Below are 14,829 nucleotides of genomic sequence, written 5' to 3'. Positions count from 1 at the left end.
AAGTGAAATAAAAAAATCTAAAAATCCTTCTTCCAGCTTCATTCCTATATCCATTTAAATGAAGCTAGCCTCTCATTATTTACCGATTTAAGCTAGATTTTTTTCATGAGGTGGCCCTGCCACTGTACCAGAGATTTCTTGACCTAGAGCTGATACTCCTTTATCTTGTGTACTTTATAGATACTCATAAATAATCGATGAAACCTGCCGTTTTGAATAACCCTTTCTATTTCAGCGCTTTTATCAGCTCTAAATATTCTGCTTATCTATTTGCATTTTTTTCAGGTTTACTCGGGCCATTAGGTTTTGCGCCCTTTCACCTCCCGGGAATGGCTATTATAAGCATGGTAAGTTTTTACCATTTACTCCGCCATCATTCAGTAAAAAGGGTCTCCTTTTTAGGATTTTTTTATGGATTGGGTTACTTTGGTCTAGGTGTTTCCTGGGTCATTATTAGTATTCATGATTACGGCAATTTAAATTATTTTCTTTCAGGTTTGACGACTTTAGGTTTTATTTTTTACCTCTCCTTATACCCAATGTTAGTAAGCTATTCCTTCAAAAGGCTTGCCTTAGACCATGCCCCCTTGGGAAATGCCTTATTATTTAGCGCATTATGGTGTTTAAGTGAGTTCTTACGCGCTAATTTATTTACAGGCTTTCCATGGCTTCTTATTGGAACAACGCAAATCGATACCCCCATGCATAGCTTTTTCCCCATTGTTGGTGTTTATGGAGTAAGTTTATTATCCGTTTTCGCGTGTACGTTATTAGCGGAGGCAATTAGAGAGGAGTCCCTCAAACGTTATTGTTATATTATATCGTTTGTCTTTATCCTAATTACGCCTGCATTATTTAAAAATGCCCATTGGACAGAATTAAAAAAAGAGCCCATTTCGGTGGGGGTCGTCCAAGCGAATCTTGCAATGAGAGATAAATGGGATGATGCTTTATTTTGGAATTTACTTAAATATTATGAAAAGAACATTAATACCCTTTTAGGAAAGAACTTAATTATTTTACCCGAATCAGCTATCCCCCTTCCAGCCAGTTATTTGAATGAGTATTTAATAAAACTACATCAAAAAGCTTCTGCAGCCCATAGCGCTCTTGTTTTAGGTATCTTACAAGCTACTGATGATAGTGAAAGTAGTTTTTATAACGCCGTTATAAGCCTTGGTAAGGGCAAAGGGACTCATCGCAAAAATCAACTTGTACCTTTTGGTGAGTATATTCCACAACCATTTGAGAAACTTACTCAATGGCTTGGGATACCCCCACCTAATATTGCCCCGGGAAAAAGGGTTCAATCATTGATTAAAATTAATAAACATCCAATTGCAAGCTTAATTTGTTATGAAATTGCCTACCCTAATTTAGCAAGACAACAAATGCCTCTGGCTGAGTGGATTATTTCAATTAGTGATAATGGCTGGTTTGGGCACTCTCTTGCCAGTTACCAACAGTTGCAAATGGCGCAAATTTTATCTTTGGTGACAGGCCGGTATCAAGTACTTGCAAATAATGATGGCTTATCTTCGGTAATTAATGAGCGTGGCGAAATAATCGACAGTCTTCCTCCATTTAGCTCAGGCCTATTACAAAGTACTATTTTCGCCAGCACTGGAAGTACGCCTTGGATAATTTGGAGTGACTATCCAGCCTTAATTTTTTGTCTAATAATATTACTTTTCTTATTTTTTTTAAGACTTAAAGCATTTCAATCACATTAACCTATTGCTGGCGAGCACAAGAGGGGGTATCCTTAGCCGTTCAAGCCACTTAATAAATTGGTCTATGGACACTATTTATAAACCCCAAGAAGTTGAAGAACAAGCTCAGCAATATTGGCAAAAAAAGCAATCGTTTAATGTTGCAGAAGATTTAAACAAAGAAAAATTCTATTGTTTATCAATGTTTCCCTACCCTAGTGGAACGCTTCACATGGGACATGTACGTAATTATACGATTGGGGATGTAATTAGCCGTTACCAACGAGCTTTAGGAAAAAACGTGCTGCAACCTATCGGTTGGGATGCTTTTGGCTTACCAGCAGAAAACGCGGCGATTAAAAACGGTATTCCTCCTGCTGAATGGACAAGAAAAAATATTGCCGCCATGAAAGAGCAATTTCTTCGTTTAGGCAATGCCTACGATTGGCGACGAGAAATAACAACTTGTGATCCCGAATATTATCGCTGGGAGCAATGGTTTTTTATTCGCTTGTTTGAAAAAGGTCTGGTCTATAAAAAAAATGCCGTTGTGAATTGGGATCCGGTCGATCAAACTGTTTTAGCGAATGAGCAAGTTGTTGATGGCCGTGGGTGGCGATCTGGAGCCCTTGTAGAACGAAAAGAAATTTCTCAATGGTTTATAAAAATCACCGCCTATGCTGATGAGCTACTTAATTCTTTAGATGAATTGGATGAGTGGCCCTCTCAAGTTAAACAAATGCAAAGAAATTGGATTGGACGTTCGGTGGGAACGGAAATTTATTTCACCGTTCCTAATTACCCAAAAAAATTAAAAATATACACCACTCGTCCAGATACCTTAATGGGAGCTACCTATTTAGCTGTTGCGGTAGACCATCCTCTAGCGAAAGAAGCCGCCGCAAACAATAAAGAGGTACAAGCATTTTTAGATAGTTGCCAAGGCACTAAGATGGCTGAAGCTGAATTAGCAACTATGGAAAAACGGGGTGTTGCCACAGGAATGTTTGCAATTCATCCTATAACTAAGAAAGAAATTCCTATTTGGGTGGCCAATTTCGTTTTAATGCAATATGGTTCTGGAGCCGTTATGTCGGTCCCGGCTCATGATCAAAGAGATTGGGAGTTTGCGAAAAAGTATAAACTTCCACTTATTGAAGTGATCAAGCCTGAGCAAGGAGTAAAACATGATTTTACTCAATCGGCCTACCTCAATGAAGGGACTTTAATTAACTCCGGAGCTTTTGATAATCTATCCTCAACCCAAGCGATGGAAGCCATTACTGAATATATCGAAGAAAACGATGCAGGTAAGGCCACAATCAACTATCGACTAAGGGATTGGGGAGTTTCCAGACAACGGTATTGGGGCACCCCTATTCCGATGATCTTCTGTGAACAATGCGGTATTGTTCCTGTTCCAGATGAGGATTTGCCAGTAGTCCTACCCGAAAATGTAAGTTTCACAGGTAGCGGGTCACCCCTTGCGCAATGCGCTGAGTTCGTGCACATCTCTTGCCCTAAATGCGGTCAAGATGCTACTCGTGAAACGGATACTTTTGATACCTTCGTTGAGTCTTCATGGTATTACGCCCGTTTTGCGTGTAAAGGACAAGAAAACGCCATGCTTGATGATAGGGCTAAATATTGGACGCCAGTAGACCAATATATCGGTGGCATCGAGCATGCGGTAATGCACCTTCTTTATTCCCGTTTTTTCCATAAGTTAATGCGTGATGAAGGCTTAGTAAATTCAGATGAGCCCTTTAAAGCTTTATTAACACAAGGAATGGTATTAAAAGACGGTCATAAAATGTCCAAATCGGTTGGAAATGTTGTGGATCCAAACCATTTAATTAATACTTATGGTGCAGATACTGCTCGTCTTTTTGTCATGTTTGCAGCACCACCCGAGCAATCTCTAGAGTGGTCTGATACTGCAGTAGAAGGCGCTCATCGTTTTCTAAAGCGAGTTTGGAATTTTGCGCATCAACATACCAATCTTTTCGTCGAGCTAAATGATATTATACTAAGTGGTAATGGCCATATAAATTGGCAGCAAGTAGAAAGCAGATTAAAAAAATCGCGTTTTACCGTTCATCAAATTTTAGCTCAAGCAAGTCATGATTATGATAGAAATCAGTTTAATACTGTTGTTTCTGGTTGCATGAAATTATTTAACGAACTCTCAAGTTACGAATTGCATACGGAAGAAGACAAATATTTTCTTCACTCAAGCATGAGTATATTACTAAGACTTCTAGCCCCCATAACACCCCACATTTGTCATTATTTATGGCAACACTTAGGGTTTGATAAAGCTATAATCGATGCACCTTGGCCCAAAGTAGATAAAAATGCTTTGAAGACGGAAGAGGTTGATTATGTGGTACAAGTCAATGGAAAATTACGTGGGCAATTTACCGCAAGCGTAGACCTTAATGATAGTGAGTTAATTGAATTAGCTAAACAACACGCAGAAGACTTTATAGCGGGTAAAACAGTCAAAAAAGCTATTGTAGTGACGCATCGACAGTTAATTAATCTGGTTGTCGGATAATGAAAAAGCTTATTCCCTTTATGTTAGCCGTATTTCTTTGCGCGTGCGGCTTTCATTTAAGAGGAATGATTGATGTTCCTACTTGGCTCGAGCAGGTTAGTGTTATAGCTAAAGAAGAGCAAAAAGAATTAGCTGACTTACTTAAAGCCCAATTAGATAGTTATAAAATTAAAGTAATAGATGATCCTAGCCAAGCAAAATATTGGATTATTATTAATTACTCTACTGTAAAGCAACAAATTATTAGTATCGGTGCTAGCACTAACCCACGACAGTATCAATTATTAATGACCACTAACTTTTCTTTAAAAGCTCGGGATGGTCAAATAATAAAAGCGGCAAGAAACGTAGTGGTTAGCCGGCAATTTACTTCTAATAATGATAGAATACTTGGTTCTAATGAAGAAGAAGCTATTTTAATCAATGAAATGCGACAAGATACGGTAGTTCAGATTATAAATCGTTTAAGTAAACAGTAGATTCTCAAAAACGAGACCGTTATAAGGATCTGGACTATGCAAATTAAACACAATTATTTGTTACAACATTTACAAAAAAAATCCTTTGCCCTTTACTGGCTAGCAGGCCAGGATCCCTATCTTCTTGAAGAAAGCTTAAAAATTATAAAAAATCATATTAAAAATCAGTATACCTGCGACGAAAAAATCATTTCCATACAAAACCCAGCAGATTGGCTTGCTATTCCCGAAGAAGCGAATAATTATTCATTATTTTCTGATTACACTCTTTTAACTATTTTCTATGATAAAAAAACCTTAGACAGTACCGGAAAAAAAATAATTAATGAGTACTTGAAAAACATTAATTCACGATGTTTTCTTATAATTCGGACGCCCCATATCCCAACTAAACAACTCCAGTGGCTTACTCCCCTCAATGATGCCTTGTTGATAGTACATTATGCTTTAAATACAGAGGCGATGAGCCAATGGATAAAAGAGCAACTGAAGAAGCACTCGCTTAGTTATGAGGCTAATGTCCCTGCTCTAATCCAACAGTATACACAAGGGAATATGCTTGCCTGCGCCCAGGTTATTGAAAAAATTAGCCTTAGTTTTTCTACTCCCGGACATGTTTCCAGCAAAGAGGCTTTGGAGCATGTCTTTAATCAATGTGAGCACAATTTATTTGAACTCGTGGATGCTTGTTTATTAGGCCAAGCTGATAAAAGCATTCAAATTTTAAGACACACAGCTGAGAATAAGACTGAACCCACTTTGATTTTATGGATGCTAGCCCAAGAAATTAGACTTATATTGCAATTGAACTATTTAATGAAGCAATCAATTGACTTTAAAACAGCCTGTGCCCAATTAAAGATTTGGCCGCAGCGATATGGTTTATTTCAACATGCTTTAAAGCGACTTTCATCTGACTTCTTAAGAGAACTACTCCGTTACTCGCTGTATATCGATGAACAAATCAAATCTAATTTAAATACTCAAACCTGGAATAGCTTAGAACGTGTTATTCTTTCTTTATGCTCAGGTCAAGGTGAACTATGCACTCTATAGCGATTTTTGGTGGGACTTTTGATCCAATACATAATGGCCACATTCTAACGAGTCTTGCCATTCAGAAGTCGTTTCAATTTAGCTCTTATCGTTTTATTCCATGTAAAGTACCCGCAATAAAGCCAGCTAGTACGGCCAGCACCGAGCAAAGAATCCATATGCTTCGCTTAGCTCTAAAAAATTATAATCAATTTGAAATAGACTTAAGAGAAATAAAACGCGATACTCCCTCTTATATGGTGGAAACCTTAAAAAGTCTGAGAAAAGACTACCCTTATGCGTCCATCACCTTAATTTTAGGTTTTGATGCCTTTCTTTCTTTACCTAAATGGTATCAATGGGAAAAAATAATAGAACTTGCCAATATATTAGTGATTAATAGAGAGGCAGCGCTTGCTGAACCATCCTCAACTATTAATAATGAACTACTTAAAAAACACCAAGTTAACGATAAGAAATTCCCACTTTACCAACCAGCGGGAGTTATTTATCAATTCAATGCAGGAAATTATCCGATCTCTTCTACAGAAATTAGAGCTGCACTGAAAAAAAAGTGTATTGTCGATAAGCAGTTACCAGAAGAAGTGGCTAATTATATTAAACAGCAGAAACTATATAGTTAATCTATCTTTTAAAAATGTCCTTCAGAGTACCTTGCTGTGGCGAGGTGTGCAAAGGGATTTTCCGAGCTGACTTAGGGATGATAGTTTTAGAGACCTGATTTCGCGAAGCGTCATCAAGGTCTCAGGCTTGAAGCTTAACCATTTACTAAGAGTGTTACATCTTTCTGAGTATCAATAACATTTTCGGTTGTATCCACTGTCTTCACTTGTTTTATTACTGCAGGCAGATGCTCATAAATGACTGCGACTACCGGATCAAAACGCGTGTATAGCTTTGACTCATGGGCGTATTGCTCGTAAGGTAAAGAAGTCATTTTTACTGCGACCATGAGTAAAGCAACAATAAAAACACCTCGAATGAACCCAAAGCCCATTCCTAAAGTTCTATCAGTTCCATTTAGACCAGAGCGTTTTAGAATAAAGCTTAAAACGGCATTCACTATTCCTCCAGCTAACAAAGTAGCAAATAATATGATAATGAATGCAGCCGCTGAACGTATGGATTGTTCTTGAATGTAAGGAGTCAACCAAGGATCTAAGGATTGCGAATATTTAAAACCAAACCAAATAGCTAACCCCCAAGCACAAAGGGCAATGAGCTCTTTAACAAAACCTCTAAATAGCCCAGTTAATACAGATAAACCAATTACGACAATAATTGCTATATCAACCCAATGCAGATGCATGATTAACTAACTCCAGTATTGACTACAAAACCATTTAACTGCATGGCGCTTGCTAATTGTGATTTTAATCTAATAACATCATCTTTTCTTGGTGAATGACCCGCAAATACCTTATAACTAACGCCCTGTTTGCTGGCTACTTTAATAAAATTAGCTTTATAACCTTTAGTACGTAATCTACTGACCAAGGCTTGCGCATTGGATAAACGAGAGAATGAAGCTAATTGTACGGCATAAACATCAGAACGTGTCATGGGCTTTTTGGCAATTGTGCGGTTAGCAACTTTGACTGGTTGGGGTTTAGCTCTAGCTTTTACAGCAACCACTGTTGGCTTTTTCACTTGTTTTACCGTTTTATTTGCCGCAACAACTGTTGGTTTAGATACTACTTTAGTATTGGCTGTACTAGCAACTTGAGAGGCATGCTTTACCGTATTCTGCGCAGCTCTATTTAATGCTAATTGCACTGACTCTAAACTTGAATCATCCCGGGGCTGTTCAAGAGAGGCTGATTCGTGAGCTGTCTCTACATCGGAGTGAATGACCTCCGCTTTTGCTAACTCGGGTAATTGGCTTTCAGCACTCACGGGTGGTATTTCAACTTTTGCAATTTTAATAGTTTTAAATACTTCCTTTTCGTCAGCAATAGCGACATTAGGCTCTGCAGGTTTCGAGGGTAGCTTTACCCGAACACTGTAGTTATTTTCTATATTTTGGTTTGATTTTTTCATCATTGCTGGAGCAAAAATTGCCCCTAAAGAGATAATAACAGCTACACCAATTAAACGGTGCTTTAATTTCTCATCAATAACCAGTTTCATAGCATCCCCTTTCCTTCAAGAGTTTATGTTGAGAAGACATGACTTGACTAACAGTAAAAAACGAGCCAAATACCACTATTAAATCCTCAGCCTTAGCTTGGGTCATTGCTTCTTCAAAGGCAACAAGTGGGCTAGTATAACAAATTTCTGCCAAAATTTCTGCTTTTTTAGCCATGGACAATAAATACTCAGCATCAGCCCCTCGCGGATTATCTAATTGTGCAAGATACCAATGATCAATACAATCTTTTATAGAATTAATTAATCCTAAAATATCTTTATATTTTAAAGCCGAAAATACTGCATGAATGCGTCCTTTTTGTGGATAATTACGGATTGTTTTTGCCAATAACTGAACTGATTGTGCATTATGAGAAACATCATATAAAATACATAAGGATTTTTCTTCTATGTTTTGAACCTGTAAACGCCCAGGTACAAAAATACGATTCATTGCTTGAGCGATAGCCTCTCTTGGTAGAGGAAGTGTGGATTCTAAAACTTTGCACGCCATTATTGCAGCAGATGCAGATTTGAGCTGAATTAAAGGCTTTTTTAGGTTTTTAATTTGCGTGTTTGCAGTGCAAAAACACCAGCTTCCATCATCCGGGTCAGAAAAATTAAAATCTCTCCCATATAAAAAAGTTCGAGTGGCCAAATTTTCTGCAACAGTTAAAATACTTAAAGGAGGGTCATTATCGGCATAAACAAAGGGTTTACCTTGACGTAAAATCCCGGCTTTTTCATAAGCTATTTGATTAAGGGTAGTCCCTAAATACTCTTGATGATCATAGTCAATAGTTGTAATGATAGCTAAATCACTATCAATAATATTGGTTGCATCGAGCCGTCCGCCAAGCCCCACTTCTAATAGGATCACATCAACTTGTTGTTGGCTGAAATAAACTAAAGCCGCAAGAGTCGCTACCTCAAAATAGGTTAATTCAATTAAACCTCGCGCTGTCTCAATTAAACTAAAAATCTCACACAGCGCCTCATCACTTATAGCTGTTAAATTTATTTTAATTCGCTCATTAAAATAAATTAAATGGGGAGAAGTATATGATCCAACTTTATAACCAGCACTATGATAAATACACTCTAAGGCATTCACGGTGGAACCTTTTCCATTAGTGCCTGCTATGGTAATGACTTTAGCATTAGAGCAGTGCACATTGAGCCGCTTAGCTACTTGTGCAATCCGCTCTAATCCTAATTGGATTTTATGGGAGGGACTATTTTTTTCTAAATAGTTTAGCCATTCATTAAGGGTTTGATTAGCTAGAAACTTGTTTGAATCCATGCCCACTTCCACTAGACATCAATTTAGAAACCAGCTCGGATACGGTAGCGCGTAAATCTTGACGGCGCACAATCATATCTATGTGACCATGTTCTAATAAAAATTCACTACGTTGAAAACCCTCTGGTAAGGTTTGTCTTACTGTTTGCTCAATAACGCGGGGGCCGGCAAAACCTATCAGCGCATTGGGTTCGGCAATAATCACATCCCCAAGGCTTGCGAAACTAGCTGAAACTCCGCCCATAGTGGGATCGGTTAAAACTACAATAAAAGGCAAACCGGTTTCAGCAAATTTAGCTAAAGCTGCTGAGGTTTTTGCCATCTGCATTAAGGAAAAAAGCCCCTCTTGCATGCGCGCGCCACCACTAGCAGTAAAACAAATGTAAGCACGCTTTTCTTGCGTAGCTACATCAATGGCGCGAACAAATTTTTCCCCTACTGTTGCCCCCATTGATCCACCCATAAAGCTAAACTCAAAAGAACTTACTACAATAGGTTGTTGATTTAACATGCCTTTAACTACGATTAGTGCTTCTTTTTCGCCAGTTGCCTTTTGAGCTTGATTGATGCGATCTTTATATTTTTTAGAATCTCTAAATTTTAAACGGTCGATTGGTTCTAAAGACGCTGCAATTTCTTCTTGCCCAGAATCATCTAAAAATTGGGCAATTCTATCCCGCGCCGAAATACGATGGTGAAAATTACAAGAAGGACAAACCATCAAATTTTTGGTTAATTCAGTGCTGTATAGCACTTCATTGCATCCAGAGCATTTAACCCATAATCCTTCAGGAACTCCCTTTTTTTGAGAAGTTTCTGTTCTAATTCTTGATGGTAATAATTTTTTAAACCAACTCATAAACAAGAACCCTGCTAATTAATGAAAAAGAATATTATACACAGAAAAATAAATAATCTTATGTTTATTTAATATAATTTCACATTTTAAAAAAAAATGAGCTACAGCTCTAAAGTTTCCTAATAGCACTCCGATAACAAAGATGGGCACAGTGAATTCACAAAATAAAAAATGAATTTACTAAATATTAAAAATCTCGAAAAAACGGGATCAGGTCTGAGGAGACTGCAATCATGGCTTTAAATATCAACAGCAATATATTATCGCTTAATGCACAATATAACTTAAACAAAACGACGAATAATTTATCTAACACAATGACTCGTTTATCTACTGGCTTAAAAATTAATACCGCGAGCGATAATGCTGCAGGTTTGGCAATCGCCCAAGGCTTTACCGCTGACATCAACATTAGCTCACAAGGCTTAAATAATGCTCAAGACGGTATCAACTTATTAAATGTTGCTGACGGTGCTTTATCCTCAATGACTGACATGGCTCAACGTCTTTTGGTTTTAGCACAACAAGCATCAAACGGTACAGTTAGCAGTTCTCAACGGGGTAACATAGGTTCAGAATTTGGTAAAGTACTAACCGCTCTTGGTGCAATAGGCGACAATACTTCCTTTAACGGTACTAAATTATTAGATGGCACTGCTTCCAATATAATTATACAACTTGGTGCATCAGCAACTGATAAAGAAACAATTAAACTTGATTCTGCAAAACTCGATGCTTTATCAATTTCAGGGATTTCAATTTCTTCTTCAACTACTGTATCTAACGCTGTAAGCTTAGTGGTTAAGCTAAAAGCAGCCGTAGATATCTTAAGTAGTAATAGAGCAAAAGTTGGTGCGCAACAAAGCGTGCTCAATAGTGATATAGTAAGTATCGGCTTAAAAATTAATGCTCTTTCACAAAGTAGAAGTTCCATTATGGACATTGACGTAGCGCAAGAAACTGCAAACTTGACCCTGTTCCAAATTAAACAACAAGCTGCTGTTTCAATTCTAAGTCAGGCAAACTCTCAACCTCAAATCGCCTTAAGTTTACTAAATGGTCGATAAGATTGAGAAAAAATCCAATTATAGTACAGCTAATGCTGTACTATAATTATTTCATATCCTGTTTTATAGTAAATAAATCGGATATGTAGGAGTTAAAAATGAACATAGACTCTATACCACAAGGAAATCAAATTGCTAAGGAGAGTATTAAGGTTAATACTCAGAAATTAGCAGTTGATGAAGTGAAAAAAACGGCTAAGAATGATGATGAGGATAAAAAAACGAAGAGCAGTAATGAAGACTCTACATCATTATTAAATACAGAAACGAAATTTGCTTTAGATAAGGCAACTGGTTTATTACAAAGTATCACGGCAGATAAAATTACTGATAAAATTATCAGAAAAATGCCCTCTGATGAATATTTGCATATGTTACATGTAATGGATGAAATAATCAGCGGCTCGGTAAAGAAGGAAACTTAAGCTCCAATTAGAGGAAAATATCATGGCAACAGTCTCATCCGCAGGTATAGGCTCAGGTTTAGATGTAAATACCCTGGTGCCTGCATTGGTCAATGCGGTCATTTCACCCAAGCAAAACGCACATGATAATGCGTTAAGCATAGCCAACTCCACCATATCTAATTTAGGAAAAATAAAAAGTTCCTTAGCCTCCCTACAAGATTCATTAGCTAATTTATCCAATATCAGTAATATGTACTCATTAAAAACCACTCTTAGTGATACAGGATATTTTAGCGCGGATATTTCCTCTTCAAATACGGCATCAAAAGGTAGCTATCAAGTAGAAGTTAAACAGTTAGCGCAAGCACAAAGCTTAGCTACCGGCTATGTAGCAGATCCTAATCATTTGGGTACTGGAACTGTAGTTATTAACTTTGGTAGCTATGATGAAAATAATGTTTTTACTGCCAATCCAAATTTTACTAATCCTGCTCTAAATATCAATATTACTGGTAGTGATAGTCTCAACGACGTGAAAAACGCAATTAATGCCGCCTCAACGGACGTCACCGCAAGTATTGTAACTGATAGCAAGGGCTCTAGATTAACCCTTACTTCAAATAAAACGGGTGAGCAGTATGCCATGCAGATCTCTGGGAGTTTGACTGCTTTAAATTATGATCCTGCAAATAACCCTGCCCTCACAGAAACAGTTAAAGCGCAAAATAGTTTAGTAAAAATCAACGGCCTATTAGTGAGCAATGACACTAATCAGCTTAATGATACGATTAGTGGACTTAATATTAGTTTACAAAAAGCAGAAGTAGGGAAGAATATAACACTGACTGTTGACGATGATACTAAAAAAGTCTCTGACGCAATCAATGATTTTATTACTAAATATAATGCAAACGCCACTCTCATAAACGGGTTAACTAATTACGATAGCGCCAATAAAAAAGCAGCTCCTTTACAATTTGACCCACAAATAAGATCTTTAAAACTTAGTTTATCAAGTATTTTAAATACCACCAATAATGACCCCTCCAGTTCGATTTACAGTCTTGGTGATTTAGGAATTACGCTTGATAATAATGGCTTACTGCAGCTTAACCAAAGTACTTTGGATGATGCTTTAACAAAGAATTATAAAGATATTAGTGGTTTATTTATAAAATCAAACTATTCTGGTGGTATAGCAACCAAATTAAATGATTTGATTGATAATTATAACAGTGCGGGTAGTGGCCAATTTGCCCAAAGAACTGAATTACTTAATCAACAGGTTCAATTATTAGGTGCTCAACAAGATAGAATTACCAATGAGAAAACAATGCTTACTAATAAATACATGGCACAATTTAGCGCCCTTGATACACTGATAGGTAAATTAAAAAGCACCAGCGATTTCCTTACCCAACAAGCGAGCAAAAGCAGTTAGCTAAGCTCTAAGAGGCTAAAATGAATAATCCATATAAAAAAATAACCGATAAGTATAAGTTGGTGGATTTACAGACCCGCATTGACGCAGCCTCACCCCATGAGCTAATCAATTTATTATTTCAAGGCGCGCGTACTCATGTCGCTGGAGCCATAGGCTGTATGCAAGCAGAACAACATAAAGCCGCCAGCGAGCATATTTCGAAAACTTTAAACATTATTAATGAATTAAGAAGATCGCTCAATATACAACAAGGCGGTGAGGTTGCTCAAAACCTGCTTAAATTTTATAACCAAATTGAAAGCCTTATTGTCCAAAGCACCATAAAACAAGACGTTAGCTTGCTGGTTAAAACCAATGAATTATTAGGACAATTACAGGAAGTTTGGCAATCGATTAAACCAAGCTAATTTTACTCCCATTTTTTCTATTTATACTATACTTAAAATAAAGATTTTGCTGTGTCTCTTAACTGATTTAAATGACTAAATCAGGAGTCATTATGAAAAAAATAATAATCAAAATAGCATTTATGGTCTTTTTATTGAGTACAACAATTGCTTTTTCTCAAGAGCGCTTCGGTGAGTCTTTATGTAATCTGCCAGAATATTTCTGTATGAAAATTAAAAGTGGCGATAGTTGGGAACGTTTATTTCCCAATGAAGAGGAGCAAGATATTGTCCGGCGGATTAATCGCATGAACATCAGCTTAAAACCTGGCATGACCATAGCCGTCCCTAAAAATATTGAGCGCTTAACTATTTATGACGTTTCTCCCTTCCCTCGGTATATTGAATCAGACGGTGAAAAAACCATTTATGTCAGCCAAAAAAAATTAGCTTGGGGTGCTTATGATCAGGATGGCGAATTGTTATGGTGGGGGCCCATTTCTTCAGGCATTGGTCGTTGCAATGTCACCGGTGGCTGTGCCACACCAACAGGTTCTTTTCGGATCATCCGCAAACAAGACATAGATTGTGTCTCAACAGTATTTCCACGTAGGGCCAATGGAGAAAGTGGTGGAGCAGTTATGCCCTATTGCATGCATTTTTTCAGAGGATTTGCACTCCATGGCAGTTATGAGGTCCCTGGATATAGAGCTAGCCATGGTTGCGTGCGTATGTTTATTGAAGACGCGCGTTGGCTTAATGAGGAATTTGTAGATCTACCTGGTAATGGGATGAAAGGAACACGCGTTATTTTAGATGCACCTGACGATCCAAATGAACAGTAAATCGAGTTTAGTAAATGCATCTAAGCGAGGTCATTTAATTTTTACTCCTTATAGTTTACTTGTCCCCCAAACACAGGGAACCTTTAGGAGCAAATCCGCTTTGGACCAGATAGATTAGGGGCAACAACAATAAAGTTATCATCTGCTTGAGACCTGAGTACTAAAAACTTCCTCAAATAAGGTTATAAAATTTTTAACTTCTCGCTCATGCAAGGACTGCTTAAACATTCATTTCCATGGAATTAACCTAAATGAAAGGTGCTGTGAATCTCCCGTTAAACCAAATACATTTATATATCCCTCAAAGAGGACTAATTAAACAAAAAATTACAATTTATTATTTTTATTCAAATAAAAAACACCATAAAGCAAATTTTAATCAGCTTTTTTGACCCAAGAAGAAAGCTGTTGGGTCAATTTAAATACGTTTACCAGGTTGTTTACCCGCAAAAATAGACAGATAATAACTCATGTTACGCACGGTCAATTTTAAGCTGCCATATTTTTAAGCTCCTGCCAAGCAATCTGGTTCGCTCTAAGAATCAATTTGTACTTAATAGCAAAGTGATTTAAATGAGTTT

Annotated in this window: 14 protein-coding genes; 10 read left to right on the top strand and 4 right to left on the bottom strand. The window is 37.3% G+C overall.

The window, feature by feature from the left end; translation table 11 throughout:
* Window positions 1-197 precede the first annotated feature (197 nt).
* From lnt to nadD, 5 genes are all read left to right on the top strand, one after another.
* Complete coding sequence (lnt, locus tag ELY15_RS09085) at window positions 198-1,733, top strand: apolipoprotein N-acyltransferase (RefSeq protein ID WP_127099353.1); 1,536 nt, start codon at window positions 198-200, stop codon at window positions 1,731-1,733.
* 64 nt (window positions 1,734-1,797) lie between these two features.
* Complete coding sequence (leuS, locus tag ELY15_RS09080; protein ID WP_127099352.1) at window positions 1,798-4,272, top strand: leucine--tRNA ligase; 2,475 nt, start codon at window positions 1,798-1,800, stop codon at window positions 4,270-4,272.
* Window positions 4,272-4,751: an LPS assembly lipoprotein LptE gene (gene lptE, locus ELY15_RS09075; RefSeq protein ID WP_233586587.1), complete on the top strand. Its 480-nt coding sequence runs from the start codon at window positions 4,272-4,274 to the stop codon at window positions 4,749-4,751. The genes leuS and lptE overlap by 1 nt, the downstream gene beginning before the upstream one ends.
* A gap of 36 nt (window positions 4,752-4,787) precedes the next feature.
* Window positions 4,788-5,807, top strand: a complete 1,020-nt coding sequence (gene holA, locus ELY15_RS09070) for a DNA polymerase III subunit delta (RefSeq protein WP_127099351.1) — start codon at window positions 4,788-4,790, stop codon at window positions 5,805-5,807.
* Window positions 5,795-6,430 (top strand): nicotinate-nucleotide adenylyltransferase, encoded by a 636-nt coding sequence (gene nadD / locus ELY15_RS09065; RefSeq protein WP_127099350.1) that lies wholly within the window; start codon window positions 5,795-5,797, stop codon window positions 6,428-6,430. The genes holA and nadD overlap by 13 nt, the downstream gene beginning before the upstream one ends.
* A 134-nt stretch (window positions 6,431-6,564) precedes the next feature.
* On the opposite strand, the gene ELY15_RS09060 is transcribed toward nadD, so the two are convergent.
* Genes ELY15_RS09060 through accD form a run of 4 tightly spaced genes read right to left on the bottom strand, consistent with a single transcriptional unit; the run spans window position 6,565 to window position 10,099 of the window.
* Entirely contained in the window at window positions 6,565-7,116 is a 552-nt protein-coding gene (locus ELY15_RS09060; protein ID WP_127099349.1) for a CvpA family protein, read from the bottom strand.
* A 2-nt stretch (window positions 7,117-7,118) separates the two neighbouring features.
* Window positions 7,119-7,937, bottom strand: coding sequence for an SPOR domain-containing protein (locus tag ELY15_RS09055; RefSeq protein ID WP_127099348.1), 819 nt, complete (start codon window positions 7,935-7,937; stop codon window positions 7,119-7,121).
* Window positions 7,921-9,240, bottom strand: coding sequence for a bifunctional tetrahydrofolate synthase/dihydrofolate synthase (folC, locus tag ELY15_RS09050; protein ID WP_127099347.1), 1,320 nt, complete (start codon window positions 9,238-9,240; stop codon window positions 7,921-7,923). The genes ELY15_RS09055 and folC overlap by 17 nt, the downstream gene beginning before the upstream one ends.
* Entirely contained in the window at window positions 9,215-10,099 is an 885-nt protein-coding gene (gene accD, locus ELY15_RS09045) for an acetyl-CoA carboxylase, carboxyltransferase subunit beta (protein WP_127099346.1), read from the bottom strand. The genes folC and accD overlap by 26 nt, the downstream gene beginning before the upstream one ends.
* A gap of 233 nt (window positions 10,100-10,332) precedes the next feature.
* Here accD and ELY15_RS09040 point away from each other — a divergent pair, with 233 nt between their 5' ends.
* The 5 genes from ELY15_RS09040 (at window position 10,333) to ELY15_RS09020 (ending at window position 14,248) form a co-directional block, all read left to right on the top strand.
* The gene (locus ELY15_RS09040) at window positions 10,333-11,166 is read left to right on the top strand and encodes a flagellin (protein WP_127099345.1); all 834 of its coding nucleotides are present in this window, start codon (window positions 10,333-10,335) and stop codon (window positions 11,164-11,166) included.
* Window positions 11,167-11,264: 98 nt separating this feature from the next.
* A complete protein-coding gene (locus ELY15_RS09035; RefSeq protein WP_127099344.1) occupies window positions 11,265-11,591 on the top strand; it encodes a flagellar protein FlaG in 327 nt (108 codons plus the stop codon).
* 22 nt (window positions 11,592-11,613) lie between these two features.
* Window positions 11,614-13,014 carry a flagellar filament capping protein FliD gene (gene fliD, locus ELY15_RS09030; RefSeq protein WP_127099343.1) on the top strand — a complete coding sequence of 467 codons (1,401 nt, stop codon included), beginning with the start codon at window positions 11,614-11,616 and terminating at the stop codon, window positions 13,012-13,014.
* Window positions 13,015-13,034: 20 nt separating this feature from the next.
* Window positions 13,035-13,424, top strand: a complete 390-nt coding sequence (fliS, locus tag ELY15_RS09025) for a flagellar export chaperone FliS (RefSeq protein ID WP_127099342.1) — start codon at window positions 13,035-13,037, stop codon at window positions 13,422-13,424.
* Window positions 13,425-13,546: 122 nt separating this feature from the next.
* Window positions 13,547-14,248 (top strand): L,D-transpeptidase, encoded by a 702-nt coding sequence (locus ELY15_RS09020; protein ID WP_233586588.1) that lies wholly within the window; start codon window positions 13,547-13,549, stop codon window positions 14,246-14,248.
* The last annotated feature ends 581 nt before the right edge of the window (window positions 14,249-14,829 follow it).

Origin of the sequence: Legionella sp. km772 (genome assembly GCF_003989735.1) — a bacterium.
Taxonomy (GTDB): Bacteria; Pseudomonadota; Gammaproteobacteria; order Legionellales; family Legionellaceae; genus Legionella.
Note: the sequence above shows the minus strand (reverse complement) of the source record. Positions and strands in the feature narration are given on the sequence as shown.

Coding starts and splice junctions, on each gene's coding strand:
- lnt (WP_127099353.1), top strand. CDS start 198: ATGAAACCTGCCGTTTTGAATAACCCTTTCTATTTCAGCGCTTTTATC.
- leuS (WP_127099352.1), top strand. CDS start 1,798: ATGGACACTATTTATAAACCCCAAGAAGTTGAAGAACAAGCTCAGCAA.
- lptE (WP_233586587.1), top strand. CDS start 4,272: ATGAAAAAGCTTATTCCCTTTATGTTAGCCGTATTTCTTTGCGCGTGC.
- holA (WP_127099351.1), top strand. CDS start 4,788: ATGCAAATTAAACACAATTATTTGTTACAACATTTACAAAAAAAATCC.
- nadD (WP_127099350.1), top strand. CDS start 5,795: ATGCACTCTATAGCGATTTTTGGTGGGACTTTTGATCCAATACATAAT.
- ELY15_RS09060 (WP_127099349.1), bottom strand. CDS start 7,116: ATGCATCTGCATTGGGTTGATATAGCAATTATTGTCGTAATTGGTTTA.
- ELY15_RS09055 (WP_127099348.1), bottom strand. CDS start 7,937: ATGAAACTGGTTATTGATGAGAAATTAAAGCACCGTTTAATTGGTGTA.
- folC (WP_127099347.1), bottom strand. CDS start 9,240: ATGGATTCAAACAAGTTTCTAGCTAATCAAACCCTTAATGAATGGCTA.
- accD (WP_127099346.1), bottom strand. CDS start 10,099: ATGAGTTGGTTTAAAAAATTATTACCATCAAGAATTAGAACAGAAACT.
- ELY15_RS09040 (WP_127099345.1), top strand. CDS start 10,333: ATGGCTTTAAATATCAACAGCAATATATTATCGCTTAATGCACAATAT.
- ELY15_RS09035 (WP_127099344.1), top strand. CDS start 11,265: ATGAACATAGACTCTATACCACAAGGAAATCAAATTGCTAAGGAGAGT.
- fliD (WP_127099343.1), top strand. CDS start 11,614: ATGGCAACAGTCTCATCCGCAGGTATAGGCTCAGGTTTAGATGTAAAT.
- fliS (WP_127099342.1), top strand. CDS start 13,035: ATGAATAATCCATATAAAAAAATAACCGATAAGTATAAGTTGGTGGAT.
- ELY15_RS09020 (WP_233586588.1), top strand. CDS start 13,547: ATGGTCTTTTTATTGAGTACAACAATTGCTTTTTCTCAAGAGCGCTTC.